The sequence below is a fragment of the Mesorhizobium sp. WSM4836 genome, from assembly GCF_055811815.1.
Genome location: NZ_JBVVQF010000003.1, coordinates 267395 through 292309, shown reverse-complemented (window position 1 = coordinate 292309; position 24915 = coordinate 267395). Strand labels below are relative to the sequence as shown.

At 64.5% G+C, this 24915-nt stretch carries 22 protein-coding genes; 13 read left to right on the top strand and 9 right to left on the bottom strand.

From position 1 onward, the window contains the following. Positions 1-350: 350 nt before the first annotated feature. The 5 genes from AC0L2P_RS05615 (at position 351) to AC0L2P_RS05595 (ending at position 6895) form a co-directional block, all read left to right on the top strand. Positions 351-722 carry a hypothetical protein gene (locus AC0L2P_RS05615; RefSeq protein WP_473500235.1) on the top strand — a complete coding sequence of 124 codons (372 nt, stop codon included), beginning with the start codon at positions 351-353 and terminating at the stop codon, positions 720-722. Between the two features lie 422 nt (positions 723-1144). Continuing rightward, complete coding sequence (locus tag AC0L2P_RS05610) at positions 1145-1771, top strand: CDGSH iron-sulfur domain-containing protein (protein ID WP_473500234.1); 627 nt, start codon at positions 1145-1147, stop codon at positions 1769-1771. Positions 1772-1883: 112 nt separating this feature from the next. Next, on the top strand, positions 1884-2255 hold the full coding sequence (locus AC0L2P_RS05605; protein ID WP_473500233.1) for an endonuclease domain-containing protein: 372 nt from the start codon (positions 1884-1886) through the stop codon (positions 2253-2255). Positions 2256-2436: 181 nt separating this feature from the next. Continuing rightward, positions 2437-4458 carry a hydantoinase/oxoprolinase N-terminal domain-containing protein gene (locus tag AC0L2P_RS05600; protein WP_473500232.1) on the top strand — a complete coding sequence of 674 codons (2022 nt, stop codon included), beginning with the start codon at positions 2437-2439 and terminating at the stop codon, positions 4456-4458. Between the two features lie 262 nt (positions 4459-4720). Next, on the top strand, positions 4721-6895 hold the full coding sequence (locus AC0L2P_RS05595; RefSeq protein WP_473500231.1) for a malate synthase G: 2175 nt from the start codon (positions 4721-4723) through the stop codon (positions 6893-6895). A gap of 211 nt (positions 6896-7106) precedes the next feature. On the opposite strand, the gene AC0L2P_RS05590 is transcribed toward AC0L2P_RS05595, so the two are convergent. Beyond that, positions 7107-8639, bottom strand: a complete 1533-nt coding sequence (locus AC0L2P_RS05590; RefSeq protein WP_352468148.1) for a YifB family Mg chelatase-like AAA ATPase — start codon at positions 8637-8639, stop codon at positions 7107-7109. Positions 8640-8801: 162 nt separating this feature from the next. Then, the gene (gene gshB, locus AC0L2P_RS05585) at positions 8802-9743 is read right to left on the bottom strand and encodes a glutathione synthase (RefSeq protein WP_473500230.1); all 942 of its coding nucleotides are present in this window, start codon (positions 9741-9743) and stop codon (positions 8802-8804) included. A 240-nt stretch (positions 9744-9983) separates the two neighbouring features. Here gshB and AC0L2P_RS05580 point away from each other — a divergent pair, with 240 nt between their 5' ends. Then, positions 9984-11228: a glycosyltransferase family 2 protein gene (locus AC0L2P_RS05580; protein WP_473500229.1), complete on the top strand. Its 1245-nt coding sequence runs from the start codon at positions 9984-9986 to the stop codon at positions 11226-11228. Next, positions 11225-11632, top strand: a complete 408-nt coding sequence (locus AC0L2P_RS05575; RefSeq protein ID WP_473500228.1) for a GtrA family protein — start codon at positions 11225-11227, stop codon at positions 11630-11632. Before AC0L2P_RS05580 ends, AC0L2P_RS05575 begins: the two co-directional genes overlap by 4 nt. Positions 11633-11656: 24 nt before the next feature. On the opposite strand, the gene AC0L2P_RS05570 is transcribed toward AC0L2P_RS05575, so the two are convergent. Next, complete coding sequence (locus tag AC0L2P_RS05570) at positions 11657-12274, bottom strand: class I SAM-dependent methyltransferase (RefSeq protein ID WP_473500227.1); 618 nt, start codon at positions 12272-12274, stop codon at positions 11657-11659. Positions 12275-12459: 185 nt separating this feature from the next. Between AC0L2P_RS05570 and AC0L2P_RS05565 the strand changes: the two genes are divergently transcribed. From AC0L2P_RS05565 to AC0L2P_RS05540, 6 genes are all read left to right on the top strand, one after another. After that, positions 12460-14247 carry a GtrA family protein gene (locus AC0L2P_RS05565; protein WP_473500226.1) on the top strand — a complete coding sequence of 596 codons (1788 nt, stop codon included), beginning with the start codon at positions 12460-12462 and terminating at the stop codon, positions 14245-14247. 131 nt (positions 14248-14378) lie between these two features. Further along, complete coding sequence (locus AC0L2P_RS05560; protein ID WP_473500225.1) at positions 14379-15146, top strand: SDR family NAD(P)-dependent oxidoreductase; 768 nt, start codon at positions 14379-14381, stop codon at positions 15144-15146. Then, positions 15146-16096 carry a 2-dehydro-3-deoxygalactonokinase gene (locus AC0L2P_RS05555; RefSeq protein WP_473500321.1) on the top strand — a complete coding sequence of 317 codons (951 nt, stop codon included), beginning with the start codon at positions 15146-15148 and terminating at the stop codon, positions 16094-16096. Before AC0L2P_RS05560 ends, AC0L2P_RS05555 begins: the two co-directional genes overlap by 1 nt. Continuing rightward, positions 16093-16731 carry a 2-dehydro-3-deoxy-6-phosphogalactonate aldolase gene (locus AC0L2P_RS05550; RefSeq protein WP_473500224.1) on the top strand — a complete coding sequence of 213 codons (639 nt, stop codon included), beginning with the start codon at positions 16093-16095 and terminating at the stop codon, positions 16729-16731. The genes AC0L2P_RS05555 and AC0L2P_RS05550 overlap by 4 nt, the downstream gene beginning before the upstream one ends. Beyond that, positions 16731-17612 (top strand): SMP-30/gluconolactonase/LRE family protein, encoded by an 882-nt coding sequence (locus tag AC0L2P_RS05545; protein WP_473500223.1) that lies wholly within the window; start codon positions 16731-16733, stop codon positions 17610-17612. Before AC0L2P_RS05550 ends, AC0L2P_RS05545 begins: the two co-directional genes overlap by 1 nt. A 157-nt stretch (positions 17613-17769) precedes the next feature. Further along, on the top strand, positions 17770-18828 hold the full coding sequence (locus AC0L2P_RS05540) for a D-alanine--D-alanine ligase family protein (protein WP_473500222.1): 1059 nt from the start codon (positions 17770-17772) through the stop codon (positions 18826-18828). On the opposite strand, the gene AC0L2P_RS05535 is transcribed toward AC0L2P_RS05540, so the two are convergent. The 6 genes from AC0L2P_RS05535 to dnaK all read right to left on the bottom strand — a co-directional run bounded on the left by AC0L2P_RS05535 (position 18825) and on the right by dnaK (position 24629). Then, complete coding sequence (locus AC0L2P_RS05535; RefSeq protein ID WP_473500221.1) at positions 18825-19112, bottom strand: DUF1330 domain-containing protein; 288 nt, start codon at positions 19110-19112, stop codon at positions 18825-18827. The genes AC0L2P_RS05540 and AC0L2P_RS05535 overlap by 4 nt on opposite strands. 170 nt (positions 19113-19282) lie before the next feature. Beyond that, positions 19283-19996, bottom strand: a complete 714-nt coding sequence (pyrF, locus tag AC0L2P_RS05530) for an orotidine-5'-phosphate decarboxylase (RefSeq protein ID WP_473500220.1) — start codon at positions 19994-19996, stop codon at positions 19283-19285. Further along, on the bottom strand, positions 19993-20589 hold the full coding sequence (locus AC0L2P_RS05525; RefSeq protein ID WP_473500219.1) for an NADPH-dependent FMN reductase: 597 nt from the start codon (positions 20587-20589) through the stop codon (positions 19993-19995). The genes pyrF and AC0L2P_RS05525 overlap by 4 nt, the downstream gene beginning before the upstream one ends. Positions 20590-20649: 60 nt before the next feature. Further along, positions 20650-21255 (bottom strand): phospholipid N-methyltransferase PmtA, encoded by a 606-nt coding sequence (pmtA, locus tag AC0L2P_RS05520; protein WP_473500218.1) that lies wholly within the window; start codon positions 21253-21255, stop codon positions 20650-20652. 115 nt (positions 21256-21370) lie between these two features. Then, positions 21371-22501 (bottom strand): molecular chaperone DnaJ, encoded by a 1131-nt coding sequence (dnaJ, locus tag AC0L2P_RS05515; protein ID WP_023679852.1) that lies wholly within the window; start codon positions 22499-22501, stop codon positions 21371-21373. Between the two features lie 211 nt (positions 22502-22712). Then, positions 22713-24629 (bottom strand): molecular chaperone DnaK, encoded by a 1917-nt coding sequence (gene dnaK / locus AC0L2P_RS05510; RefSeq protein ID WP_473500217.1) that lies wholly within the window; start codon positions 24627-24629, stop codon positions 22713-22715. Positions 24630-24915 lie beyond the last annotated feature (286 nt).

Here is a 24915-nt window from a genome sequence, read left to right as displayed (position 1 = left end):
AATCCCTTCCTGGTGCTCACATTCCGCGGCTGTTTCTGGCCGCTGCTCACGCCTGATCGTGGCGCCGGGGCGCCCCGCCCCCTCTCCGGCCGCTTCGCGCCCACCCCTCCCCCATCAAGAATGGGGGCGAGGAAACGCCAATCGCCGAAGCTGCGCCCTCGCAAGACTTGGGTTCCTCGCCCCACAAAATGGGGAGAGGTGGTTTGCGAAGCAAACCGGAGAGGGGTCTTCCTTGGCAACGCTGCGCCTTTCGGGATGCGCAAATGGCGCACCCCATTCCACCCATCTCCCCGCCATGCCATGTTCCCCCGCGTGGCCGGGCAGGCCGTTTCATTCCGGGGGGAATCATCATGTCCTACGCTTTCGCGCGTCGCGCTGCCGCGGCGCTTTGCCTTGTCGCGTTGTTCGTGCCCGTCGCGCATGCCGGCAATGTCACTTTCGAGATCAGGAACAGCCATCCCAACGCCATGCGCGTCGAGCTCTACAGCCAGGAGCGCGATCATGTCTGGCCGGGCAACAATCAGGATTATTATCTCAATGACGGCGAGACCAAGTCGATCCCGCTGTCCTGCAATGACGGCGAATCGATCTGCTACGGCGCCTGGGTCGACGGCGACGAAAATGCCTATTGGGGCGTCGGCCCCGGCAACACGGAAAAATGCGACGATTGCTGCTACACCTGCAGCGGCGGCGAGACCGAGGAAATCGATCTGGTTCCGTGACGTGGCAGATCTCCCCGTGAGGGGAGATGGCCGGCAGGCCAGAGGGGGTCGGTACGTCCTGATGCGACGTCCCATCGCGGACAGAAGATGCCGGCGCTCCACGCGCAACGACCCCCTCTGTCGCCTTCGGCCACATCTCCTCCTCGAGGGGGGAGAGCGCCGCCCCGCCAATCTCGGCCGGCAACGCCGGAATTCAAAGCTGAAACAAAAAACCCGCCTCGGCGGGCGGGTCGTTGGAGCCAATTGGCACCATACCCAGATTAGTAGCATAGCTGCCGGCACAAAGCAAGAACAAAATGTGGCGCGGCGGCAAAAAAATGCGAATTCCCTTCCCCGCCCGCGCTTTGCCCCCGATCCTAGAGAGGCTGCCTTGACGCCGTCCGGGCCGCCGCCATAGCGTGAGGCATCAGGGAGATGCACCCATGGCCGGCATGGTCGAAGGCGAGAAGATCGATATCGGCTTTTCCGGGCGCCGCTGCATCCATTCGCGCAATTGCGTGCTTGGTGATCCGCATGTCTTCATGCCCAATGCGCCCGGCCAGTGGATCCACCCCGAGGCGGCCAGCGTCGAGAAGATCGTGGCGCTCGCCGAAGCCTGCCCGTCCGGCGCTATCACCTATGTCCGCAAGGATGGCGGGCCACAGGAACAGCCGCCTGTGGTCAACACCGTGCGCATAAGGGAAAACGGCCCGCTGGCCGTCCATGCCGAGATCGTGCTGGGCGGCGAAACGTTTTTCCGCGCCACGCTCTGCCGCTGCGGCGCCTCGGAAAACAAGCCGTTCTGCGACGGCAGCCACGCCAAAGCAGGCTTCACCGCCACCGGCGAACCGCCGCTGAAGGAGACGCCGGCGCTGGAAGCGCGGGATGGCCCGCTCACCGTCACGCCGACGACCAACGGCCCGCTCAAGCTCGAAGGCAATGTCGAAATCGTCACCGGCACCGGCCACACGGTCGACCGGACCCAACGCGCCTTCCTCTGCCGCTGCGGCCATTCGGCCAACAAGCCGTTCTGCGATGGCTCGCACAAGAAGGTGGGGTTTGTCGGGTAGGAGGGCTGGGCGGCCAAGCTGCCAATCTCCCCCCTCGTGGGGGAGATGTCCGGCAGGACAGAGGGGGGCGCCGTAGAGTGCCAACTTCACTAGCCACCGAGCAAAGGGGATAATGCCTCATACGCCATTGCCTCCAAAACACCGCGCAAATGCGCGATCGATGCGTAAGGTCATGACATCAGCTGAATTGAAGCTCTGGAACGAGCTTCGCGCGCACCGGCTGATGGGACTTGGCTTCCGGCGTCAATTCCCAATCGCAGGTTACATCGTCGACTTCGCTTGCCCGGACAAGAAACTCGTCGTCGAAGCCGACGGCTCCCAGCATACCGAAGCCGATGCTGTCGCCAGCGACGATGCAAGGACAGTGCGTCTGGAACAGGACGGCTGGACCGTCCTGCGTTTCTGGAACGATGACATCGTCGGCGACATAGACAATGTCTGCCAGCATATTGTGATTGCGGCTGGGCTTGGGAGCGCGTCCTGAACCGTAGCAGGCTGCAACCGCGAAGTCGGCGGGACAGCGCCCCCCTCTGTCCTGCCGGACATCTCCCCACGAGGGGGGAGATTGGCCGTCACCACGATCATCGCCCGTGGCCCAGCCATCACGGCTTTATCGATCGGCCGGTATCCGCTAAGGGGCGGAGACGAATTCTCCGGACCCGCCAATGACCGCCAAACCCTCCCCCCTGTTCCTCGGCATCGACACCGGCGGCACCTACACCGACGCGGTGCTGTGGTCGGAAGCCGGCGGCCCCGGCGGACAAGTGCTGGCCAAGGCCAAGGCGCTGACGACGCGCCATGACCTGGCGGTCGGCATATCGGGCGCGGTCGATGCGGTGCTGCAAAAAGCCGGCACCGACCCGACAGCGATAAAACTGGTGTCGATGTCGACGACGCTCGCCACCAATGCGCTGGTCGAGGGCCAGGGCGGGCGGGTAGCACTGGTGATGATCGGCTTTGCCGAAGGCGACCTTGCCCGCGACGGGCTGAAGACGGCGCTCGGCACTGACCCGGTGGTGTTCTGCCCCGGCGGCCACGATGTGCACGGCAATGCGGCAAAGCTCGATCTTTCCGGGCTGGAGGCAGCTTTGCCGGAATTGGAAAAGTCGGTGTCCGGCTTTGCCGTCTGCGCCTATTTCGCCACCCGCAATCCGGCGCACGAGCTTGCCGCCCGCGATTTGATCCGCGACAGGACCGGCCTGCCGGTCACCGCCAGCCATGAACTTTCGGCCAAGCTCGGCGGCCCGCGCCGGGCGCTGACGACATTGCTCAATGCCAGGCTGATCTCGATGATCGACCGGCTGGTCGCGGCAACCGAAGGCTTTTTGGCCGCGCGCAAGATTGCCGCCCCGCTGATGGTGGTGCGCGGCGACGGCGCATTGGTTTCGGCCGCCTTTGCCCGCCAGCGGCCGATCGAGACCATCCTGTCCGGCCCGGCCGCCAGCCTGGTCGGCGCCCGCCACATGACCGGCCTCGACGATGCCGTGGTCTCCGATATCGGCGGCACCACCACCGACGTCGCCGTGCTCGACAAGGGCCGGCCGCGGCTCGATCCGGAAGGCGCCACCGTCGGCGGCTTCCGCACCATGGTCGAGGCCGTCGCCATGCGCACTTTTGGGCTGGGCGGCGATTCCGAAGTGGCGCTGGAGGACGGCGCGCTCAGCCCGAAGATCCTGCTCGGACCGCGCCGCCTGGTGCCGCTGGCGCTGGCCGGCATGATCCATGGCGAAGCCGTCACATCGGAGCTGGAACGCCAGCTGCGGGCTCCCAACCCTGGCCGCATGGACGGCCGCCTCGCGGTCCGGACCGGCGTGCCGGAGCGGCTGGCGGCTGGCCTGACCGGCGCAGAGGCGAAACTCTATGAGCTGATCGGTGCCGTGCCGCTGGCTCTCGACAGATTGCTGACCTCGAACGCCCAGAACGCCACCTTGAACCGGCTGGTGTCGCGCGGACTGGTGCATATTGCCGGCTTCACGCCGTCGGACGCGGCGCATGTGCTGGGCAAGCAGGCCAATTGGGATCGGGCCGCGGCGCGTCTGGGTGCCGAGCTGTTCGCACGCAGGCGTGACGGCCGCGGCCAGTTCATCGCCGCCTCGCCGGAAGCGATCTCGGAGCGGGTGCTGACCGCGCTGACCCGCCTGTCGGCGGAAGTCATCCTCGAAACCGCCTTCGCCGAGGATGGGCTGGATGGCGCGGCAACCGTCGCCCACGCGCTGGTCCAGCGCGCCGTCGACGCGCATCCCGGCATCGCCCGCCTCAGCGTCGCGCTCGACCGTCCGGTCATCGGCCTCGGCGCCTCGGCGCCGCTGCACTATGCAGGGCTGGCCGAGCTGGTCGGCAATAACTGCGTAGTGCCCGAAGATACCGATGTCGCCAACGCGCTCGGCGCCGTCGTCGGCCAGGTCCGGGTTTCGGCCGAGGCGCGGGTCAGCCAGCCCAAGGAAGGGCTGTTCCGCGTCGCCTCCGGCGAAAGCGTGCGCGATTTCAACGACGAAGGAGCGGCGATCGCCGCGGCGGAGAAAGACGTGCGCGCCATCGCCGCCGGGCGGGCGAAGGACGCCGGCACCGACAGCGCCGAGATCGAAATCGCCAGCGAATTCCGCGTCTCCACCGTCGAGGGCCAGCGCATGTTCATCGAGGCGCATGTCGTGGCGGTGGCGTCGGGACGGCCAAGGATTGCGGTATGAGCGCGTAATCTCCCCCCTTGAGGGGGAGATGTCGCCGAAGGCGACAGAGGGGGTCGCCGCGCATGAAGCGCGACTTTCTTCTGTCGCAGAACGCCGGGCCCGGTCGGACCGACCCCCTCTGGCCGCTTCGCGGCCATCTCCCCCTCGAGGGGGGAGATCGGCAGCGAAAATGCCTACCTTCGGCCCAAGCGAATTGACCCTGTAGCCATGGCATGTCAAACGGCCGGTGCCGGCAACCCGGCCAAAGCCTTGGAGAAGCCTGATGACCGATCGCGTCGAGATCGCCGGATTGCGGATTGCCCGTGAGCTTCATGATTTCGTCGTCAACGAGGCGCTGCCGGGCACCGGCATCGAGGCGGAGGCATTCTGGAGCGGTTTTTCAGCCATCGTCCATGATCTCTCGCCAAAAAACCGGGCGCTGCTCGAAAAGCGCGATGTCATGCAGGAGAAGCTCGACCGCTGGTATCGCGACAATGGCGCGCCGCTCGACATGGAGGCCTACAAGAGCTTCCTCCGCGAGATCGGCTACCTCCTGCCCGAGGGGCCGGCGTTCGGCGTAGCTACCGAAAATGTCGACCCGGAAATCGCTTTGGTCGCCGGCCCGCAGCTGGTGGTGCCGGTGATGAACGCGCGTTATGCGCTGAATGCCGCCAATGCGCGCTGGGGCTCGCTGTACGATGCGCTCTACGGCACCGATGCCATCCCGGAGATGGACGGCGCCGAGCGAGGCAACAAATTCAATCCGGCGCGCGGCGCCAGGGTCGTCGCCTGGGTAAAAAGTTTCTTCGACGAGGCGGTGCCGCTCACGACAGGCAAATGGGCGGGGGTCAACGGGCTTTCGGTGGCCAACGGCATGTTGCGGCTGGGCGAGGGTGCCGGCGCCACCACGCTTGCCGACCTCAAACAGTTTGCCGGCTATCGCGGCGATGCCGCCAACCCCGAAGCCGTCCTGCTCACCAAGAACGGCCTGCACATCGAAATCGTCATCGACCACAACAACCAGATCGGCCGCACCGACCCGGCCGGCATTGCCGATGTCGTGCTGGAATCGGCGCTGACCACCATCCAGGACTGCGAGGATTCGGTCGCGGCTGTCGATGCCGAGGACAAGGTGCTGGTCTACCGCAACTGGCTCGGCCTGATGAAGGGCGACCTGGCGGAGGAGATCACCAAGGCCGGCAAGAGCTTTGTCCGGAGGCTCAACCCCGACCGCGCCTATACCGCGCCTGATGGCGGCACGCTGACCTTGCCCGGCCGCTCGCTGATGCTGGTCAGGAATGTCGGCCACCTCATGACCAATCCGGCGATATCGGACCGCGAGGGCAACGAGGTGCCGGAAGGCATCATGGATGCGGCGCTGACGGCGCTGATCGCGCTGCACGACATCGGCCCGCGCGGGCGCCGCGCCAATTCTCGCGCGGGTTCGATGTATATCGTAAAACCCAAGATGCACGGGCCCGACGAAGTCGCTTTCGCCGTCGAGATTTTCGATCGCGTCGAGGCGCTGCTCGGCATGGCCAAAAACACCATCAAGATGGGCATCATGGACGAGGAGCGGCGCACCACCGTCAACCTCAAGGAGGCGATCCGCGCCGCGAAAGACCGCGTCGTCTTCATCAACACCGGCTTCCTCGACCGCACCGGCGACGAGATCCACACCTCGATGGAAGCCGGCCCGATGATCCGCAAGGGCGACATGAAGCAGGCCGCCTGGATTGCCGCCTACGAGGCCTGGAACGTCGATACCGGGCTCGAGTGCGGGCTGGCCGGCCACGCCCAGATCGGCAAGGGCATGTGGGCGATGCCCGACCTGATGGCGGCAATGCTGGCCGAGAAAATCGCGCACCCCAAGGCCGGCGCCAACACCGCCTGGGTGCCATCGCCGACGGCGGCAACCCTGCACGCCGTGCACTACCACAAGGTCGACGTCCACGCCGTGCAGAAGGCGCTGAAAAGCCGGCCCAAGGCAAGGCTCGACGATATCCTGTCGGTGCCGGTGGCAAGGCGGCCGAACTGGTCGCCCGAAGACATCCAGAAGGAACTCGACAACAATGCGCAAGGCATTCTGGGCTATGTCGTGCGCTGGATCGACCAGGGCGTCGGCTGCTCCAAGGTGCCCGACATCCACGATGTCGGCCTGATGGAGGACCGCGCCACGCTGCGCATTTCCTCGCAGCACATCGCCAATTGGCTGCACCACGGCGTCTGCACGTCCGAGCAGGTGATGGAGACGATGAAACGCATGGCGGCGATCGTCGACCGCCAGAACCAGGGCGATCCGCTCTACCGGCCGATGGCGCCGGATTTCGACAATTCCATCGCCTTCCTCGCGGCCTGCGATCTCGTCTTCAAGGGCCGCGTCCAGCCCAACGGCTACACCGAGCCGGTGCTGCACGCGCGGCGGCTGGAGCTGAAGGCGCGAGAGCAGGCGGGGTAGCGCCGCGTCCCCCTCGCCCTCGAGGGGAGGGTGGCCCGAAGGGTCCTGCGTGAAGTGCGCCAACGCCCATTCTGACGATGCGCCTCGGGAAGAGCACGGCAACGCTCCGCACGCGGATCGGTATCGAAATACAGCAAGGCCGAGGGTCCCACCGCCGACCCCACCCGGCCGCTTCGCGGCCACCCTCCCCTCAAGGGGGAGGGGACGTTCCTCACGCCGCCTGCGCCATCCGCTCCGAGCTCATCCGGTAGGAAATCGCTTCGGCCAGATGGATGCGGCCGACCGTCTCGCTGGCCTCGAGATCGGCCAGAGTCCGCGCCACCTTCAAGACGCGGTGATAGGCTCGTGCGGAAAAGCCGAGCTTTTCGCTGGCGTCCCTGAGCAGCGACAGGCCGGCGGCATCGGGCATGGCGATCTCCTCGATGACCGACGGCGAGCAATGCGCGTTGGTAGTGGCGGAGGTCGCGCCGAGCCGCTCGAAGCGCTCGCGCTGGATCGTCCGCGCCCGCGCCACGCGTAGTGCCACGGCTGCACTTTTCTCGGCCCGGTCCGGCCGGATCAGATCGCTGGCCGAGACCGCCGGCACCTCGATCCTGAGATCGATGCGATCGAGCAGCGGGCCGGAAATGCGCGCCTGGTAGTCGGTGCGGCAGCGGTCGCCGCGCAAGCAGCGATAGCCTGGTTCGCCGGCCATGCCGCAACGGCACGGGTTCATCGCCGCGACCAGCTGGATGCGTGCCGGATAGGTGACGCGGTGGTTGGCCCGCGCGATCATGCAGTCGCCGGTCTCCAGCGGCTGGCGCAGCGCATCGAGCGCCTGCGGCGAGAATTCGGGAAACTCGTCGAGGAACAGCACGCCGTGATGGGCAAGCGAGGCCTCGCCCGGCCGCACGCGCAGGCCGCCGCCGACCATCGCCGCCATCGAGGCCGAATGATGCGGCGCGCGGAACGGCCGCCGGTCGGTGAGCTTTCCTTCGCCGAGCTCGCCGGCCACAGAGGCGATCATCGAGACTTCGAGCAATTCCCTGGGCGCCAGCGGCGGCAGGATCGACGGCAGCCGCTGCGCCAGCATCGACTTTCCCGAGCCCGGCGGCCCGACCATCAGCAGATTGTGGCCGCCGGCCGCCGCCACCTCCAGCGCCCGCTTGGCGGTCTCCTGGCCCTTGATGTCGGCGAGATCCGGCAGGTCGCGCGCCGAAGCATGGATGCCGGCTTCCGGCCGCGACAGAACCTGCGTGCCGCGAAAATGATTGGCGATGGCGATCAGGCTGCGCGGCGCCAATATATCGAAATCCTTGCCGGCCCACGCCGCTTCCGGGCCGCAGGCGAACGGGCAGATCAGGCCCTTGCCCTCGGCATTGGCGCCGATCGCCGCCGGCAGCGCGCCGGCCACAGCGGCAATGGTGCCGTCGAGCGATAATTCGCCAAGCACGACATAGCCGGCCAGCATGTCGCCCGGAATGGCGCCGAGCGCCGCCATCAGCCCGAGCGCGATCGGCAGATCGTAGTGGCTGCCTTCCTTGGGCAGGTCGGCAGGCGCCAGATTGACGGTGACCTTCTTCGACGGCATCGACAGGCCCGATGCATGCAATGCTGCCTGTACCCGCTCGCGGCTTTCGGCCACCGCCTTGTCGGCCAGCCCGACGATGTGCATGTTGACCTTGCCCGGCGCGATCATCACCTGCACGTCGACCGGCACGGCCTCGATGCCCTGGAAAGCAACCGTGCGAACCCGCGCCACCATGTCTTCACCCCGGATGCAGGCTTTTGCCCCAAGCCTTTGCGATCATGCCGCGAACGGCGTCACCGGAGACAACCACAGATTTCCGGCGAAGGCAAGAACATTTGGGGAACGGCTGAACGGAACGGCTGCAATGGTTTGCAACGCGGCCGCTCCGAGGCGAGCCTATTTCCGCTTCTCCTCCACCGCATCCCAGAACAGGCTGGCGATGTCGGCGCCCCCAAAACGCTGCACTTCGCGTATTCCGGTCGGTGAGGTCACGTTTATCTCGGTCATGTAGTCTCCGATGACGTCGATGCCGACCAGGATGAAGCCGCGCCCCTTCAGCGAGGGGCCGATGCGGGCGCAGATCTCGCGTTCGCGTTCCGTCAGCTCGGTCTTTTCGGCGCGGCCGCCGACATGCATGTTGGAGCGCGAATCATGCTCGGCCGGCACGCGGTTGATGGCGCCGACCGGCTCGCCGTCGATCAGGATGATGCGCTTGTCGCCAGCCCGCACTTCCTTGAGGTAGCGCTGCACGATGTAGGGTTCGCGGAACATCTGGCCGAACATTTCGAGCAGCGAGGCGAGGTTGCGGTCGGCCTCGTGCAGGTGGAAGATGCCGGCGCCGCCATTGCCGTAAAGCGGCTTCACGATGATGTCGCCGAACTCCTTGCGGAACGCAGCGACCTCGAGCGGGTCCTTGGTAATCAGCGTGTCCGGCATCAGGTCGGGAAATTCGGTGACGAAGATCTTTTCCGGGCTGTTGCGCACCCAGGCCGGGTCGTTGACCACCAGCGTCTTCGGATGGATGCGCTCGAGAATATGCGTGGTGGTGATGTAGTTCATGTCGAAGGGCGGATCCTGACGCAACAGGATGACGTCCATCTCCGATAGGTCGGTGCGGACTTCTTCGCCCAGCGAATAATGGTTGCCCTTCTCGTCGCGGACCTGCATCGCCTCGATACGGGCAAACACCTTGCCCTCGCGCAGCGACAGCCGGTCGGGCGTGTAGTGGAACAGCTGGTGCCCGCGCCGCTGCGCTTCCAGCGACAGCGCGAAAGACGTGTCGCCGGCGATCGAGACGGTGGAGATGTGGTCCATCTGGACGGCGACTTTCAGGGGCATGGCGGATCTCCGGCGGATCGGATAGGCAGCTTTGCTTGCCTGTACAGGCTCGCCGGTCATCTGCCAATCGCGACATTTTGAGGAACGGGATCAGAACTGCTACAAGCTGGGCGCCTGCCGGTCAGTTGGAGACAAAGCAAGGCTGTGCGTCATCGTTTTCTTAAGTCTTGTCGTGCAAGGGTAGGCGCCAATGCTCTCCGGCCGGACAGATGCCGCACGAGGGCTCCTGATGGAACAACGATGAACGCCGTCACCGCTATCCGCGCCGCCTCGACCAGACCGCTCGAGCTCACCATTCTCATGCCATGCCTCAACGAGGCCGAGACGCTTGCCATCTGCATTGGCAAGGCCAGGGCCTTCCTCGACAAGGCGCACGTCTCAGGCGAGGTGCTGATCGCCGACAATGGTAGCACCGACGGGTCGCAGCAGATCGCAGCGGCAAGAGGTGCCCGTGTCGTGTCTGTGGCACGGAAGGGTTATGGCGCCGCACTTCTGGGCGGCATCGCTGCCGCTAGAGGCCGCTTTATCATCATGGGCGATGCCGACGACAGCTATGATTTCAGCGCGCTGGAAGCGTTCGTTTCGCGCCTGCGTGACGGCGCCGATCTGGTCATGGGAAATCGTTTCCAGGGCGGCATCGAGATCGGCGCCATGCCGCCGCTGCACCGCTATCTTGGCAATCCGGTGCTCAGTTTCGTTGGCCGCCTGTTCTTCCGCGTCAAGACAGGTGATTTCCACTGCGGCCTGCGTGGGTTCAATGCCGAGAGCATCAGAAAGCTCGACCTGCAGACGACCGGCATGGAATTCGCGAGCGAGATGGTGGTGCGCGGCGCTCTTGCGGGCCTGCGCATCGAGGAAGTGCCGATCACACTCAGGCCTGACGGTCGCAGCCGGCCGCCGCATCTCAGAACCTGGCGCGACGGCTGGCGGCATCTGAAGTTTCTGCTGGTGTACAATCCGCGCTGGATGTTCTTCATTCCGGGCATGGTTCTGTGCGGTTTTGGCACGCTGTTTGCGGCGCTGCTTGTGTTCGGGCCGCTTAGAGTAATCGATAATCTGTCGCTCGACCTGAACACCTTCGTCGCCGCCTGTTTCATGGTGGTAACCGGCGTCCAACTCATCACCTTTGGCGCCATTTCGCGCTACTATGCCGAGATAACCGGCATCCTGCCGCGGAGTCGTAGTTCCGGCTGGTTGACCAAAACCATCAGCACCGACCGTCTCGTCGCCAACGCCGGTATCTGCTTTACCGGCGGCGTGCTGTTTTTCGGCTATGCCGTTTTGCGCTGGGCACATCTCGGTTTCGGCCCGCTGGATGATTCCGAACTCCCCCGCATCGTGGTGTTGGGTTTGAGCCTGATCGTCATTTCACTCCAGGCATTCTTCTCGGCATTTCTGCTCGGGGTCCTGGACATACCGGTGAAACGGCTGAAAGCAGGCCAGGCCAGCCAATCAGCCGAATCCGTCGCGCCTGCTGAAAGATGAGCGGGCTTGCGCGAAACTTCGCCGCGGTACGGCTTATTCGGTTCGCTATGGTCGGCATTGGCGCGGCGCTGCTGTTCTTCGTACTGTCGTGGGCCTTGGTTTCGGCCGGCTTGCCGCCGTTTGCCGGAAGCGTCATCGCCTATGTGCTGGCGTTCGTAGTGGCGTATTCGGCACAGCGCGGCTGGACGTTCGAGGGACAGCACGATCATGGCCGTGCGTTGCCACGTTATCTCGTCACCCAGCTAGTATGCGCAGTCTTTGCCGGCCTGTCCGCCCATGTCGCGGTGTCGATATTTTCTGCGTCGCCGCTGGTCATGTCAGCCATCATCACGGTCGCCGCAGGCGCGGCGAGCTATGTGCTTTCATCGGTCTGGGTGTTTCGCGACGATCAAAGAGCGGCGTGAAGGCGTACGACCGCAGCCCGCCGGTTACCGAAGCGATGCGACGAAGTGCAGACCCTTGTCGAACAGGAGGTTCGCCGGAAAGGGATATAGCGACAGGTTTTCGCGCCAGCTTTGGGCTTTGAGCCCGACCTGGCCGAAAATCGCTGCCCATTCCTGTCTGGACAAATAGTTGTAGGGCAGCCTCACATCGTGGCCCTTGTTTCCCACCCAGTCCATGAACCTGAGTGTGCCGTAGGCGAAGGGCCCGTCCCGCAGATGGTCCTTAATTACAACGCCCTTCCGGGCGACCCTTGTGGCTTCGGCGACAAGATGGCCGGGATTGTCAGTGTGGTGGAGAACGTCGACTATGGTCACCCAGTCGAACGACCCGGAAGCGGCCGGAATCGTAACGCCGTCGAAAATTTCGACGGGGATGGCCGTTCTCGGACGGACAAAAACATCAATGCCGCGAAAAGTCAGCCCGGGTTTCCTGTCCATCACCGCCTTGGCGAGCGAGCCATCGCCGCAGCCGAGATCGAGAACGGTGCCGTCGGCGCCCAGCATGACGCCGATATGTTCCGAGAGGACCCGGATGCGGCGTTGAAACACTGCCCGGCTGTGGACCGCGTTCAGTATCTTTTTTTCGACCGCCACAACACTCATGCCAGGACCGAATTGCCTATTCATTGTCTACTTTCGGGAACATATCTGTGAATGGCAAACAAAGCGTTTCGCAACATGGATTGCCTTTCGCAACGGCTTAAGGTTTGCGCAGTGAGTTCGCGCTAGGTTTCCTTTCACGAATGAGAGCAACCAAAGGCCGTCCCGTGACTCCTGTCGATGCCATGATGGCCACGCCACGCCCGTTATGGCGCAACGACCTCGCGCTTGCGCTCATCGCCGCGCTGGTGGCGTTTGCCGTCAACGCCTGGGCCGGGTTTCCGGAACTGGCCAACGCCCACGGCGACAACGACAGTCTGCTGCGTCTGGTCGAGGTTCGCGACATGCTGGCCGGACAGGGCTGGTTCGATCTGCATCAGTACCGGATGGGGCCTGAAGGCGGCTTCGTCATGCATTGGTCGCGGCTGGTCGACGCTCCGATCGCCGCCATCATCATGGCCGTATCGGCCCTGACCGGCAGCATGGCTCTCGCCGAGAATGTCGCTCAAGTGCTGTGGCCGGCGCTGCTCTTCTGCCTGACCGTATTTTTCACCGCCCGCGCCGCACGCAGCTTTGCCGGTGACGGCGCTGTGCTGCCGGCTGTCGTCGTCGGCGCCGCCGCACTGCATTTCCTCGGCATTTTTTCGCCCGGCGCGCTCGATCACCACAATGTCCAGCTGATGCTGACCATGGCCAGCCTCAGCCTGCTGCTTGAAGCCCCTACGCGCGGGCCGGCCGCGCTGTTCTCCGGGGTGTGCGCCGCGCTGATGCTGGCTGTCGGCATGGAAACTGCCCCTTATGTCGCCACCATCGGTGCCTCAGTCGCGATGCTGTTTGCCCTCGACGCCAATGGCGAGAGGCTGATCGCCAGGGATTTCGGCCTCGGCTTTGCCGGCGTCTCCGCCCTGGTCTTTGTCGCCACCATTGCGCCATCCGCGTGGGGTCAAGCGCAATGCGACGCCTTTTCGACGGTGCAGTTCGTCGTCGCAGCGATTGCCGGAACCGGCCTTGCGGCGATAGCGTCGATCGAGCCCGCCGGTCGCACGCGCGGGCGGCGGTTCGCCTCGCTTGGCCTGCTTGCACTGGCATTGGGCACTGTCGTCGTCCTTTTGTTTCCGCAATGCCTGGCAGCGCCCTATGCCAACCTGGATCCGCGCCTCAAGGAGCTATTGCTTGACCACATCGACGAGGCGCAATCGCTGTTCAAGCTGCTCGCCGAGGATCCGGCCGGGGTGGTGGCGCGCTATGCCACACCGCTCATTGCGCTCGTGCTGATGGGGCTTCGCCTTGGCCGCGGTGGCTGGCGGCGGCAGGACAGCCTTGTCGGCGCGCTGCTTGTCGTGGCCTTCATCGTCAGCGCCTGGCAGGTACGCGGTTCGACATTCTCGATCGCCTTCGCCGTTATCCCGCTTGCCGCCTGGATTGCCAAATGGCGTCAACGGGCCGAGGCCAGCCGGTCGCGCGGTGTGGCGTTGCGTATGGCTGCCGTCTGGCTGGTTTCGGTGAATGCGGTGTGGACTGGGGCTGCCGCGGCGACCTCGGTAGCCTTCGACGACAGCAACACCGCGGCCGATAATGGCGCCGACGGCGCTTGCCAGCGCATGGCGTCCTTTGCGGCACTCGGCCGCCTGCCCGCCACCAGCGTGCTGGCAATTTCCAATCTCGGATCGCCGATCCTGGCCTATTCCGGACATCGCGTCTTCGCCGGGCCTTATCATCGCAACGTCGCCGGCAACCTGCTGGCGCTCGATGCCTTCCTTGGGTCCGAGGCCGATGCCAGGACGATCCTGGCGGACCATCACGTCCGCCTCGTCGCGCTGTGCCCCGGCAGCGCCGAAAGCAGGCTCCTCGCCGCCAAGGCGCCGGCAGGCTTTCTTGCCGGGCTGATGCGCGGCAGCGTGCCGCAATGGCTTGAGCCGGTTGCCGGGACCAGCGCAGCCGGCGTCGAATTGTACCGCGTCCGGCTGGGCGGCTGATCGATCGGCGGCCGTGCGGCCTTTTGTCGGACATAAGTCCTGACAATCCACTCTTTCGCCCTTGCCCGCCCGACACGGCTGGATAGGATGCGCGCCGGCCAGACCGAGAACATTGGACCGGGAGAGAATTCATGATGCCATCGGCACGCTTTGCCGACCTCGAAGGCGTTTCGGTGCTGATCACCGGCGGCGGCTCCGGCATTGGTGCTGCCTTGACCGAAGGTTTTGTCCGCCAGGGGGCAAAGGTCGCCTTCATCGATATCGCCGACCGTCCGAGCCTGGCGCTGGCCGATCGCATGGACAAGGAACTCGGCCGGCGGCCGCTCTATCTCAAGACCGACATACGCGACATCGAGGCCTTGCGGGCATCGGTCGCCAAGGCAGCCGAGGCGCATGGTGACGTGACCGTGCTGGTCAACAATGCCGCGCAGGATGAGCGTCATGCCGTCGAAGATGTCACGGTGGAGTTCTGGGACAACAACCATGCCATCAACCTGCGCCCGCATTTCTTCAGCGCACAGGCGGTGGCGCCGGGCATGAAGCGGGCCGGCGGCGGCTCGATCATCAATTTCACCTCGACGTCGTTTCTCATCAACCATCCCGATATGCCGGCCTACACCGCCGCCAAGGCCGGCATCGTCGGCCTCACCAAAGGTCTTGCCGGCAAGCTCGGCGTCGACGGCATCCGCGTCAACGCGATCGCGCCCGGCTGGGTGATCACCGAACGGCAGAGAAAGCTCTGGGTTACCGAACAAGCGCTCGCCGCCCACGTCGCCAAGCAGTGCATCAAAGAGGTCATGCAACCTGAAGACATTGTCGGCACCGTGCTGTTCCTGGCGTCGGATGCCTCACGCATGCTGACCGCGCAGATGCTGATCGTCGACGGAGGGTTCCTGTGATCTCACCGAGCAAGGCAGCGTCGGTCGCGGCCGTCGACTGGGGCACCACCCGCATGAGGGTCTGGCTGCTCGACGGCACCGGCAAGGTTCTCGCCGAGCGGCGCGGCGACGACGGGCTGATCACCGCCCAGGCTAAGGGATTTTCGTCCGTTCTCGAAGGGCATCTCGACGCTATGAGTGCTCCCGAGGCGCTGCCGGTCATCATTTGCGGCATGGCTGGTTCGCGCCAGGGTTGGCTGGAGGCACCCTATGTCAGCGTTCCCACGCCGATCGGCGCTATCCTCGCCGGCGCTGCCCCCATCCCTGGCCAGCGCCGCGACATCCGCATCGTGCCCGGCCTTGCCCAACATCTTGCCGATGCACCTGACGTCATGCGCGGCGAGGAGACGCAGCTTGCCGGCGCCGGTTTGCCGGCAAAGGGACGCCACCTCGTCTGCATGCCCGGCACCCATTCGAAATGGGTGCTGGTCGAGGACGGCTCGGTTGCCGGCTTCGGCACCTGGCCGACCGGCGAGCTGTTTTCGGTGCTGGCCGCGCACTCGATCCTGCGCCATTCGCTGGGCGAGCCGCCGAAGCCGGTTGCCGCCGAAAGTCCGTTTTTCCGGGACCGGTGCCTGAAGGCGTTGGCCGAAGGCGGTGACATCGTCTCAAGACTGTTCTCGATCCGCGCCGCCAGCCTGTTGCAGGATCTGAAGCCCGAAGATGCCGCCGCCTGCCTGTCCGGCCTGCTGATCGGCGGCGAGATCGCTTCGGCACATCGCCGCTATGGGGCAAGTTCCGTGCCCGTCGTGCTGATCGCGTCGGGCGCACTTGGTACGCTCTATGCCGAGGCGCTCGGCCTTGCCGGGCTCGCTTTCAGGGCGGTCGACGCCGACGAGGCGGTGCGTGCCGGCCTTGCCGAGGCCGCCCGCGAAAATGGCATGATCGCCAAAAATGGAGTTGCCGTATGACCGAAACTGCACCTTTTCCAAAGCTCGAGCGGGGTCTGGTCGCGATCCTGCGCGGCCTCAAGCCAAGCGAGGCGGTGGCGATCGGCCAGGCGATCTTCGGCGCCGGCATCGAAGCGATCGAGGTGCCGCTCAATTCGCCCGAGCCCTTTGACTCGATTGCCAGCATTGTCGAAGCGCTTCCTCCGACAGCGCTGGTCGGCGCCGGCACGGTGCTCACCGCCGCCGATGTCGACGGCTTGCACAGGGCCGGCGGGCGGCTGCTGGTCAGCCCCAATATCGATGCCGAGGTCATGGGCCGTGCCATGCAGTACGGCATGGTGACGATGCCCGGCGTGTTCACGCCGACCGAGGCATTTCAGGCAATCCGGCTCGGCGCTTCGGCACTGAAATTCTTCCCGGCGAGCGTGCTTGGCGCGGCGGGCATTTCGGCGATGCGCGCGGTGCTGCCGGCCAATGTGCTGGTCGGCGCCGTCGGCGGCGTTTCAGATAAGGATTTTGCCGGCTACAAGGCAGCCGGCGTCAGCGTCTTCGGTCTTGGCTCCAGCCTGTTCAAGCCGGGCATGGGCGTCGACGAAGTGGCAGCACGGGCGAAGGCCGCAGTTCAAGCCTGGGACGCGGCGTTTGGAGTGGCATGATGAGCGAGACAATCGTTTCGGTTTTTTCCGACCATGTCTGCCAATTGGGCGAGGGACCAACCTATGACCCTGCCACCGACACGCTCTACTGGTTCGACATCGTCAACGGCCAGCTCCTGGAAAAGCGTCTGTCCGGCGGTGCGGTCAACATCCACGAGCTCGCCCAGATGGCCAGCGCCATCGCAATCATCGACGACCAGCGTCAGCTGATCGCCACCGAGACCGGCCTGCATGTCCGCGACGTCGCGACCGGCAAGCTGACGCTGCATACACCCATCGAGGCCGACAATGCGGTCACCCGCTCGAACGATTCACGCGTTCACCCTTGCGGCGCCCTCTGGGTCGGCACAATGGGCAAGGGCGAGGAGAAGGGCGCCGGTTCGATCTACTGGTTCTTCAAGGGCGAGCTGCGCCGGCTCTATGCGGATATCACGGTGCCCAATTCGATCTGTTTTTCCGAAGATGGGTCGATCGCCTATTACACCGACACCAGCACCGGCCTGTTGATGCGCGTCGGCTGCGATCCGGCGACCGGCCTGCCGGTTGGCGAACCGAAGGTCTTCGTCGACCACCGCTCGGCCAAGGGCTATATCGATGGTTCGGTGCTCGACCGCGACGGCATATTGTGGAACGCTTGCTGGGGCGGCAGCGTCGTCGAAGCCTATGGACCCGACGGCAAGCTTGTCCGTTCGGTGGCGATGCCGGTCACGCAACCGTCCTGTCCGGCTTTTGTCCGCGGGAGTGCCGACCGGATCGCGGTCACCTCCGCCTGGTCGGGCAAGAGCGAGAAGCAGCGCCTGCTCGACCCGCAAGCCGGCATGACATTCATGCTCGACATTCCGGTCAATGGTCGCTTCGAGCCACGCGTGCTGATTGGCTGACCATGATCGCGAACCTTTGGTTCGGGAAAGATCATGGTCAAACAAGAGATGGTGCACTTGCTGTCGTGCTGGCGTCCGGCTGACGTCGGTTGCGCGAAAGCCGAATACGCTCGCTGTGCGATGCTAGGCAATCGTGCCGCCAGGAGCCGTTCCACCCATGTCAACCCGCAAGCCGAAACTGATCCTGGTTTATGAGCCGGAAAAGGCCTGCTTCGACCGGCTGGTCGCCGATAACCACGTGCCGGAGCGTGCCGCCGAAATCGCCTCCTATCTGGCGCAATCGACCGACATCGCTGCTGAATTCGACGCACTTGCAGCCGCTTGCCAGAAGCGCGGCCTGACCTTCGCGCCGGTGGCGCTCGACGATGCCGCGACCGTTCTCGCCAGCGAAGTTCCGAAGGCCACGCTTGTCTGGACGCTGACCGACGGCATTGCCTATTTCCGTGGCGGCGCGGCACCAGCTCTGGCACGGCTGAATGGCCTGAAGGCGATCGGTGCCGACGATGCGTTGTTCGCGCTCTGTCAGGACAAGTTCCGGTCCGGCGCCGTGCTCGGCGCGCTCGGCCTGCCGGTGCCGCAGGCGGGCCTTGCCCGTGACGGTGCCTGGCTGGTCGCGCCACCGGCCTCGCCCGCCGGCTGGTTTGTCAAGCCGAACCGGCTCGGCGCCAAGATTGGCATCTGGCCGGATTCGCATTGCCACCATCTCGGCCATGCGCTGGAGCTTAGCCGGCGCGTCTTCGCCGCCTATCGCGACGATGTCGTGGTCCAGCCCTATGTCGCCGGACGCAATGTGCGGGCCAGTTTTCTCGGATTGAGGCCGGATGCCGGCGTCGAGGCGCTGGGCATCGCCTTTGTCGATTCAAACGGCGATTTCCAGACCATGCTGGACAGCCTGGCGCTTTACGGCGATACCGGCGCAGTGGCGAAAGCGTCGGGAACATACACAGAGCCGGCGCTGCTGCCGGTCGCCGACAGCCAGCCTCGAGCCGATGCAAGAATCCGTCGCATCGCCGAAAGCTTGATGGTCAGGCTTGGCCTGCGGGATGTGTTTTCCATCGACTTCCGGGTCGAAGCCGACGACAGCGTGCACCTCATCGAGTTCGAGGTCTGCCCCGGCCTGCCCTGCTTCGATTTCCGCGATTACTGTCGCCGGCAATGGGGCCTGAGCCTCGCCGATGCGATGGCTGAAACCGCGATGAACCGACTTCTCGCCTAAATCCCCTCGACCAGCACGATTTCGCCATCAGCCACCTTCTGGCGGATCGCGACGGCGCGCTGGTATTCGGGCGAGTGGTAGCAGTCATGCGCCGCCGCGAGCGACGGAAACTCGATGATCACGTTGCGGTCGCGGCCCGGCCCCTCTGCCTTCTCATGCGCGCCGCCGCGCGCCAGGAACTTGGCGCCGAAGCGGTCGAAGGCCAGCTTGGCGGCTGCGACATAGTCCTTGTAGCGTTCCGCATCGCGTACATCGACGCGAGCGATCCAGTATCCCTTGGGCATGGCTTTTCTCCGGGTCTTTGGCAGAGCATGGACCGATTTTGAAAGTCGCTCCGGCGAGTGGGCTGGGGTGTTTTCGAGAACCGGAGCGGAGCGTACTGAAAGTACGTGAGCACCGGAAGCGGAGAAAACGCCGCCAGACGGCCGCCGGAGTAGAGTTTCGGAATTGGTCCTTAGGCCGAGCGCATTTCATCGAGGATGGCTTCCGCCGCCGCCCGCCTGTCGGTGGCGCCGACGATCGGCCGGCCGACGACGAGATGGCTGGAGCCGTTGCGGATCGCTTGGCGCGGCGTCACCACGCGTTTCTGGTCGCCATGGTCGCTGCCCGTCGGCCGGATTCCCGGCGTCACCACCGCCAGGTCGGGGCCGACGATGCGGCGCACCGCCTCGGCTTCTTCGGCCGAGCAGACGATGCCGCCCATGCCGGCATGCAGCGCCTGCTCGGAGCGCCTCAGCACCAGCGTATGCGGATCATACTCATAGCCGGCGTCGATCACGTCCTGCTCGTCCATCGAGGTCAGCACGGTAACCCCGAGCAGGCAAAGGTCGCTGCCCTTCGCAGCCTCGACCGCCGCCTTCATCGTCTTCGGATACGCGTGGATGGTCAGCATGCTCATGCCCATCCTGACAATGTTGTCGACCCCCTTGGCCACCGTGTTGTCGATGTCGAGCAGCTTCATGTCGAGAAAGATCCTGGTGCCGCCGCCGGCCAGCTCGCGGGCGAAGTCGAGCCCGCCGGCAAAGGCGAGCTGGTAGCCGATCTTGTAGAAGGAGACGATCCCGTCGAGCTCGCGCACAGCCTGCTCGGCTTCCCTCAGCGTCGGCAGGTCGAGGCCGACGATCAGCCTTTCCTGCATCGTGTCGGCATGCGCGGCCTCCGGGATCATGTCTCGATCCGCGTCGACAGCATGCGCGAGGTTTCGATCAGCGTGCGGCATAGGTGCTCCATCGATTGGTGCAGTCTCTCATCCCTGAAGTTGCCCTCGTCGTCGAAGGCGTTGCCGCCCTCCGGTACCGAGCATTCCGGTGTCACCACCTCCATCCGGCAGCGCACCAGCACGGCGCGCAGATGGTTGATGCAGCGTATCCCTGCGAAGGGTCCGTTGGAAGACGAGCAGAGGCCGGCTACCTTGCCGGCAAGCGGCCTGAACGTCCGGCCGCCATCCTTGCGCAACTGGCCCACCCAGTCGATGCTGTTCTTGAGCAGCGGCGGAATGGAGCCGTTATATTCGGGCGTCGCGATCAGCAGCCCGTCATGGGCGGCGATCATCCGGCCGAGCTTGAAGGCGTTTTCGGGAATGCCTTCTTCCTTTTCCAAATCCTGGTCGAGGATTGGCAGCGGGTAGTCGGCGAGCGAGATGCGGGTCACCTCGGCGCCCTGCATGGCAAGTTCCTTCTGCGCCACGTCGGCCGTCCTGCCGCTATAGGCGCCGCTGCGCACCGAACCGGCGAAGACAAGAATTTTCGGGATCACAGCCATGGGTCTGCCTTGTCACCCGATGGGTATAAGACAAGTGCTATTCAAACCCAACGCTTCAATTCAAGTGGCCCCGCGCCGATAGATCCAAAGCTGCGTCGGAGGAATGTTGCGGATGACGAAATGGAAGTGCTCGACCGTATAGTCGCCGCGGCCGGGCGGGATCGGCGACAGCGGCCCGTAAGTCAGCTGCACGATGGGTCGGCCCGCCGGGATGCGGTCGAGCAGGCTCTCGACATAGGCGATGCGCTGGGCGACCGGAAAATTGAGCAGCGGCACGCCCGATATCACAGAATCGAAGATCAGGTCGCGCTTGTCGCCCAGCGTCGCGTCGAGATTGAAGGCATCGCCCTCGATGACGTTGACGCCTGGATAAAGCTGGCGCAGATGGCGCACGAAATCCGTGGAATATTCGACCGCGTAGAGATTTTCAGGCTTTATGCCCTGCGCGAGGATGGCGCGCGTGATGACGCCTGTACCGGGCCCGACCTCGAGCACCGGCAGGCCGGATGTCGGATCGACGATCGAGGCCATCTTGCCTGCGGTGATGGAACTGGTCGGGACGATTGAACCGACCGCCTTCGGCTTGTCGATCCAGCCCTTGAAGAATTTCAACTCGTCGTCGAACTTTTCTGCCAGCGTCTTTCGCAGTCCGGGACTACGCGTCATCGAAAGTCCTCCTCAACGCTCCCTCGCACGCTACTTAGCAGTTACGAGGTGCAAGACAAGGCGAATCCCCGGATAAGGTGTTGGTGACGCTCGGGAAGCGTTCCAGGGATCAGCTTCAGTGCTCGCCGAACGTCTCGAAAAAGTCCTTCATGCGGGCGAAAAATCCGCTCGACTGAGGCGAATTGTCCTTTGAGGAAAGCTGCTCGAATTCCTCCAGCAATTCGCGCTGGCGGCGCGAAAGGTTCTGCGGCGTTTCAACCACCGTCTGGATGTAGAGGTCGCCGATATTGGGCTGGCGCAGCACCGGCATGCCCTTGCCCTTGAGGCGGAACTGGCGACCGTTCTGGGTGCCTTCCGGCACCTTCACCTTCGTCTGGGTACCGTCCAGTGTCGTCACCTCGAACGATCCGCCAAGTGCTGCCGTCGTCATCGAGATCGGCACCTTGCAATAAAGGTCGGCGCCATCGCGCTGGAAGAATTCGTGCGGCTTGACCGCGAGGAAGATGTAGAGATCGCCCGACGGGCCGCCGCGCAGGCCGGCCTCGCCCTCATTGGCCAGCCGGATGCGGGTGCCGTCTTCGATGCCGGCAGGGATGTTGACCGACAGCGAGCGCTCCTCGGTGACGCGGCCCTGGCCGGCGCATTTCGGGCACGGATCCTTGATGGTCTGGCCGCGCCCCTGGCATTGCGGGCAGGTGCGCTCGATCGAGAAGAAGCCTTGCGTGGCGCGCACCTTGCCGTGGCCGTTGCACATCGAACAGGTGACGGGCTGGGTGCCGGGCTTGGCGCCGCTGCCCGAGCATTCCGAGCAGGAGATCGAGGCCGGCACGCGAATCTGCGCGGTCTTGCCGGAAAACGCCTCTTCCAGCGTGATTTCCATATTGTAGCGCAGGTCGGCGCCGCGCTCGCGGCCACCGGATGAGCGGCGCTGGCGCCCGCCCATCATGTCGCCGAAAATGTCTTCGAAAATGTCGGCGAAGCCGCCGGCGCCAAAGCCTTGCGCCCCGCCATTCATGCCGCCGTGCTCGAAGGCGGCGTGGCCGAAGCGATCATAGGCGGCGCGCTTCTGCGGGTCCTTCAGCGTCTCGTAGGCTTCGTTGATTTCCTTGAACTTGTGCTCGCAGGCATGGTCGCCTGGGTTGCGGTCAGGGTGGAACTGCATGGCGAGCTTGCGGAAAGCGCTCTTGAGCTCCTTCTCGTCGGCGCCCTTTTGCACGCCCAGCGTTTCGTAGAAATCAGCTTTCATGTTTTCCCGCAGTCCGGATGGTCAACGTCTTGAAGCATCGTTGCGTCGTTTGCCGGCACGCTGTTCCGATTTAGGTGTGATGGAGCCGCGATGCCAGTGTCTACGAGCCTTTGTCCGCATTTTTTCGGGGAGCTCGGCGTTTTTCCGGTAAAGGGTTGCAAAAAAGCCCGGCTGCGCGCCGGGCTTTTTCTTACCTGTACCGCCTGGCGGTTCAGGCCGACTTCTTCTTCTCGTCGTCTTCGTCGATTTCCTCGAAATCGGCATCGACGACGTCGCTGTCCTTGGCGGCATCAGCCTTGGCGTCGGCCTCGGCGGCTTCCTTCTGCGAAGCTTCGTACATGGCCTGGCCGAGCTTCATCGAAACTTCGGCGAGCGTCTGCGTCTTGGCCTCGATCTCGGTCACGTCGTCGCCTTCGGCAGCGCTCTTCAGCGCCGCGATCGCATCGGCAATCGCCGTACGGTCGGCCTCGGAAACCTTCTCGCCATATTCCTTCAGCGACTTCTCCGAGGAATGCACCAGCGCCTCGGCCTGGTTGCGGGCCTCGACCAGCGCGCGCCGCTTTTTGTCGGCTTCGGCATTGGCCTCGGCGTCCTTGACCATCTTCTCGATGTCGGCGTCCGAAAGGCCGCCGGACGCCTGGATGCGGATCTGGTGCTCCTTGCCGGTGCCCTTGTCCTTGGCCGAGACGTTGACGATGCCGTTGGCGTCGATGTCGAAGGTGACCTCGATCTGCGGCACGCCGCGCGGCGCAGGCGGGATGCCGACCAGATCGAACTGGCCGAGCGCCTTGTTGTCGGCGGCCATTTCACGCTCGCCCTGGAAGACCCGGATGGTCACCGCCGACTGCGAATCCTCGGCCGTCGAGAACACCTGGCTCTTCTTCGTCGGAATCGTCGTGTTGCGTTCGATCAGCCGCGTGAACACGCCGCCCAGCGTCTCGATGCCGAGCGACAGCGGCGTCACGTCGAGCAACAGCACGTCCTTGACGTCGCCCTGCAGCACGCCGGCCTGGATGGCGGCGCCCAATGCGACGACCTCATCCGGGTTGACGCCCTTGTGCGGCTCCTTGCCGAAGAACTGTTTCACGATCTCCTGGATCTTGGGCATGCGGGTCATGCCGCCGACCAGGACGACTTCGTCGATTTCGCCGGCCTTCAGGCCGGCATCCTTGAGCGCCGCCTTGCAGGGATCGATCGTGCGCTGGACGAGATCCTCGACCAGGCTCTCGAACTTCGCCCGCGTCAGCTTCAGCGTCAGGTGCTTGGGGCCGGTGGCATCGGCGGTGATGAAGGGCAGGTTGATTTCGGTCTGCGTGGTGGACGACAGCTCGATCTTGGCCTTTTCAGCCGCTTCCTTGAGGCGCTGCAGGGCGAGCTTGTCGTTCCGCAGGTCGATGCCTTGTTCCTTCTTGAACTCGGCCGCCAGATATTCGACCAGGCGCATGTCGAAATCCTCGCCGCCGAGGAAGGTGTCGCCATTGGTCGACTTCACCTCGAACACGCCGTCGCCGATTTCGAGTACCGAAATGTCGAACGTGCCGCCGCCAAGGTCATAGACGGCAATCGTCTTGCCTTCCTTCTTGTCCAGTCCATAAGCAAGCGCGGCCGCCGTCGGCTCGTTGATGATGCGCAGCACTTCGAGGCCGGCGATCTTGCCGGCATCCTTGGTCGCCTGGCGCTGGGCGTCGTTGAAATAGGCCGGAACGGTGATGACCGCCTTCTCGACCTTCTCGCCGAGATAGGCCTCCGCCGTTTCCTTCATCTTCTGCAGGATCATCGCCGAGATCTGGCTGGGCGACTGCTTCTTGCCGCCGGCCTCGACCCAGGCGTCGCCATTGTCGCCCTTGACGATCTTGTAGGGGACAAGCTTCTTGTCCTTCTCCGTCACCGGATCGTCATAGCGGCGGCCGATCAGGCGCTTGACCGCGAAGATGGTGTTTTCAGGATTGGTGACCGCCTGGCGCTTGGCCGGCTGGCCGACGAGGCGCTCGCCGTCGCTGTTGATGGCGACGATGGAAGGGGTCGTGCGGGCGCCTTCCGCATTCTCGATAACCTTGGATTCCTTGCCATCCATGATGGCGACACAGGAGTTGGTTGTTCCCAGATCGATACCGATTACTTTTGCCATTGTTCTAATCTCTCCGCTAAGCAGGCTCTCAGGACCCGTACAGGCGTTCCGACGAAAGCCCCTGTTCACAAGAAATTCCGCTCCGGCAACCGGCATTCGGCGCTGGACGGCTTGGCGCGTATATAAGAACAGGCTGCGTGGCGCGCAAGCATTCTGCGCAAGGCGTTCACCATTCATCGTGGTTGATCGGATTCGGGACCGGCAGGCCCGTATTTTCCGGCGGTGATCCAGCCGACCCGGCCGCCGGCCCATGAACCTTTTCGCCCCGCCTCGCGACTGACGCTCA

Excerpts from the sequence above, each read along its gene's own strand:
- AC0L2P_RS05615 (WP_473500235.1), top strand. The coding sequence starts at position 351 with ATGTCCTACGCTTTCGCGCGTCGCGCTGCCGCGGCGCTTTGCCTTGTC.
- AC0L2P_RS05610 (WP_473500234.1), top strand. The coding sequence starts at position 1,145 with ATGGCCGGCATGGTCGAAGGCGAGAAGATCGATATCGGCTTTTCCGGG.
- AC0L2P_RS05605 (WP_473500233.1), top strand. The coding sequence starts at position 1,884 with ATGCCTCATACGCCATTGCCTCCAAAACACCGCGCAAATGCGCGATCG.
- AC0L2P_RS05600 (WP_473500232.1), top strand. The coding sequence starts at position 2,437 with ATGACCGCCAAACCCTCCCCCCTGTTCCTCGGCATCGACACCGGCGGC.
- AC0L2P_RS05595 (WP_473500231.1), top strand. The coding sequence starts at position 4,721 with ATGACCGATCGCGTCGAGATCGCCGGATTGCGGATTGCCCGTGAGCTT.
- AC0L2P_RS05590 (WP_352468148.1), bottom strand. The coding sequence starts at position 8,639 with ATGGTGGCGCGGGTTCGCACGGTTGCTTTCCAGGGCATCGAGGCCGTG.
- gshB (WP_473500230.1), bottom strand. The coding sequence starts at position 9,743 with ATGCCCCTGAAAGTCGCCGTCCAGATGGACCACATCTCCACCGTCTCG.
- AC0L2P_RS05580 (WP_473500229.1), top strand. The coding sequence starts at position 9,984 with ATGAACGCCGTCACCGCTATCCGCGCCGCCTCGACCAGACCGCTCGAG.
- AC0L2P_RS05575 (WP_473500228.1), top strand. The coding sequence starts at position 11,225 with ATGAGCGGGCTTGCGCGAAACTTCGCCGCGGTACGGCTTATTCGGTTC.
- AC0L2P_RS05570 (WP_473500227.1), bottom strand. The coding sequence starts at position 12,274 with ATGAGTGTTGTGGCGGTCGAAAAAAAGATACTGAACGCGGTCCACAGC.
- AC0L2P_RS05565 (WP_473500226.1), top strand. The coding sequence starts at position 12,460 with ATGGCCACGCCACGCCCGTTATGGCGCAACGACCTCGCGCTTGCGCTC.
- AC0L2P_RS05560 (WP_473500225.1), top strand. The coding sequence starts at position 14,379 with ATGATGCCATCGGCACGCTTTGCCGACCTCGAAGGCGTTTCGGTGCTG.
- AC0L2P_RS05550 (WP_473500224.1), top strand. The coding sequence starts at position 16,093 with ATGACCGAAACTGCACCTTTTCCAAAGCTCGAGCGGGGTCTGGTCGCG.
- AC0L2P_RS05545 (WP_473500223.1), top strand. The coding sequence starts at position 16,731 with ATGAGCGAGACAATCGTTTCGGTTTTTTCCGACCATGTCTGCCAATTG.
- AC0L2P_RS05540 (WP_473500222.1), top strand. The coding sequence starts at position 17,770 with ATGTCAACCCGCAAGCCGAAACTGATCCTGGTTTATGAGCCGGAAAAG.
- AC0L2P_RS05535 (WP_473500221.1), bottom strand. The coding sequence starts at position 19,112 with ATGCCCAAGGGATACTGGATCGCTCGCGTCGATGTACGCGATGCGGAA.
- pyrF (WP_473500220.1), bottom strand. The coding sequence starts at position 19,996 with ATGATCCCGGAGGCCGCGCATGCCGACACGATGCAGGAAAGGCTGATC.
- AC0L2P_RS05525 (WP_473500219.1), bottom strand. The coding sequence starts at position 20,589 with ATGGCTGTGATCCCGAAAATTCTTGTCTTCGCCGGTTCGGTGCGCAGC.
- pmtA (WP_473500218.1), bottom strand. The coding sequence starts at position 21,255 with ATGACGCGTAGTCCCGGACTGCGAAAGACGCTGGCAGAAAAGTTCGAC.
- dnaJ (WP_023679852.1), bottom strand. The coding sequence starts at position 22,501 with ATGAAAGCTGATTTCTACGAAACGCTGGGCGTGCAAAAGGGCGCCGAC.
- dnaK (WP_473500217.1), bottom strand. The coding sequence starts at position 24,629 with ATGGCAAAAGTAATCGGTATCGATCTGGGAACAACCAACTCCTGTGTC.